Annotated in this window: 1 protein-coding gene; it reads left to right on the top strand. The window is 44.8% G+C overall.

Annotated elements, in window-relative coordinates; all coding sequences use genetic code 11:
- The first annotated feature begins 209 nt into the window (after window positions 1-209).
- Window positions 210-1,226 (top strand): DUF4434 domain-containing protein, encoded by a 1,017-nt coding sequence (locus HMPREF2955_RS10865; RefSeq protein ID WP_070723491.1) that lies wholly within the window; start codon window positions 210-212, stop codon window positions 1,224-1,226.
- Window positions 1,227-1,700: the final 474 nt, after the last annotated feature.

The raw sequence follows: 1,700 nt of genomic DNA, 5'->3' as shown, positions 1-1,700 counted from the left end.
TTAAAGGTGAAAGGGTGAAAAGATGGCTAACGCCCCTTATAGTTGTCTAAGCGGTTTCTAGATTTCTAGTTCATTCTAGCTTTCGGACAAGTCGGACAAGTCGGACTGGTCTCACCTGCCTGACTGGTCTCACCTGTCTGACTGGTCCTATTATCCTAACGCAACCTATACATTTAACTTAACTCCTTAACTCCTAAAAAAAAAGTTATATGAAAAAGTATTTTTTAGTTTTATTGCTGTCTTTACTATTCGCCGCATGCGCCAAAGACAGCGGAATGGCACCGCTAGACGAAACACAATATCCCAATCCCGATGCCAAGAAAGCCCTTACGGGTTCGTTCGTAACCTTCTACGACAAAGACAATTGGGCACCATACCAATGGAGCAGTCTGCTAGAAGGCATGAAGAAGATAGGCATGCGTACCGTTATCGCCCAATTCTCTGCACACGACCAACAAGTGTGGTTCGACACAAACGAAACTTTCGTTACACAAAAAAGCAAGTATGCCTTGGGCAGATTGCTTGCCGCTGCTGCCGAAAAGGGCATGGAAGTGTATGTTGGCCTTTACTTCGACGAGAGCTATTGGAAAAACCAAACCTCCGAAACATGGCTCGACGAGCATGCTAACCGCTGCAACCGCATGGCAACAGAGATAAATGCGCTCTTCGGCTCACAGCCAGCATTCAAGGGTTGGTATATTCCGCACGAGCCCGAACCCTACGCCTACAACACCGAAGAGAAGATGGAACTATTCAGAACACACTTTGTAGACCGCATCTCAAATCACTTGCACCAGCTTAACAATAAGCCTGTGGCCATCGCAGCCTTTTGGAACAGCACACTAAGCACACCCGAACAATTGCAAACCTTCATGTCGCAATTGGCCAAGTGCAACCTTCAAGTAATTATGCTGCAAGATGGCGTTGGCGTTGGACATGTGTCGCTCGATCGCTTAGAAACTTACTACAAGCACGCCGAAACGGGCTTGTTTGGCGATGGTTCTGCCTTTAAGGGCGAGTTTTGGACGGACCTCGAAACGTTTAACAGCGACAATAGCCCTGCAAGCATTTCGCGTGTATCGCAACAACTAAGCATCGAGTTGGCCATACCTCGCATAACGCGTGCCGTATCGTTCGACTATTACTCCAACATGTGCCCCACAGGCCCTTTCGGGCGTAAGGCACAAAAGCTGCGAAACGACTATCATAAGCTTATGAAGTTTTGAGTTAGTTCATGGGTTTGTGAGTTTGTGAGTTTGTGAGTTTGTGAGTTCATGAGTTCATTGTTTATCCCCTATCGGCCATCAGAGACCATTTTTCTACCTTTATCTGATGGCCGATTTTAGTTAAATTGATTACTTATATTTTACAAAACACATTCTATCTACCACCCCTTTCCAGCGAAAATAAAGCTTCAAAAGCAGGCAATTAGCTATTTTTTCAGCCTTATGAATTTCTTTTTCAGTCCATTTTTGAGAAAATCAGCTGCATTTAGCACCATTTAGCCTTTCTAGATTGTCGGCGGCTCGCACTTTTTTCAAGTCCAATTGCCTGCTTTTAGCCTCTAAAATCCCACTTTTTAATGGCCATTTTGCCTTTTTTAGCCATGTTTTTAATGGCTCGGAGGGGTTTTGTTTATACCATTTCAGCGGATATTTATGCACATCGACCGGCGTTTAGCAGCAAATTGCACTGCATTT

Origin of the sequence: Prevotella sp. HMSC073D09, assembly GCF_001814145.1 — a bacterium.
In the GTDB taxonomy this organism is placed as follows: domain Bacteria; phylum Bacteroidota; class Bacteroidia; order Bacteroidales; family Bacteroidaceae; genus Prevotella; species Prevotella conceptionensis.
The sequence above is the reverse complement of the archived record's forward strand: the minus strand, read 5'-3'. Positions and strand labels throughout refer to the sequence as shown.

Bases quoted from the DNA above. Each gene is read 5' to 3' on its own strand.
- HMPREF2955_RS10865 (WP_070723491.1), top strand. From the start codon at position 210: ATGAAAAAGTATTTTTTAGTTTTATTGCTGTCTTTACTATTCGCCGCA.